General features: G+C 48.3%; 1 protein-coding gene. It reads left to right on the forward strand.

Going from position 1 to position 635, the window contains the following annotated elements; translation table 11 throughout:
* The coding region (locus tag R7190_RS28415; protein WP_318137999.1) for a LapD/MoxY N-terminal periplasmic domain-containing protein at nucleotides 1-635 on the forward strand (635 nt) is incomplete at both ends.

Here is a 635-nt window from a genome sequence, read left to right on the forward strand (position 1 = left end):
ACAGCAACGTTCAGAGGTCAACCACCCCCTCACCACCGTGGGTTTGGCGTTCGCTCCTTACCTCAAAGATACAGACAACGTTGCCGTTGAATCGGTAATCAATGCATTATTTGACGGCAGTACCTACTCAGTGGTGCGTCTCACCGCGTTAGATTCTGATTACCAGATCGTACGCTCTTACCCAGTAAAACCAAGCACCGTTCCGCAATGGTTTATCGACATGAATCTGTTCAAAGCGATTCACGATAAACGCGTGGTCACCAGTGGTTGGATGCAACTGGCCGAAGTCGAAATCATCAGCCACCCAGGCGCGGCGTATGAACAACTATGGCAAGGTTTTATCCGTTTGCTATCTGCGTTTAGCGTCATCTTCCTAGCGGGATTGATTGCGATTTCTTACATTCTGCGTCGTTCTCTAAAACCACTGGCTGCTATCGTGAAGAAAATGCACGACATCGCAAACAACCAGTTTGGTGAGCCACTCACTCGCCCTAAAACCAAAGACCTGATCGCGGTCGTGGATGGCATCAATATGATGTCGGCACAGATTGAGTTGTCATTTAAAGAACAGGCCAAAGAAGCACAACGTCTACGTGCTCAAGCATACCTAGATCCTATCTCCAAACTAGGTAACC

It is taken from the genome of Vibrio sp. 1078-1, from assembly GCF_033340475.1.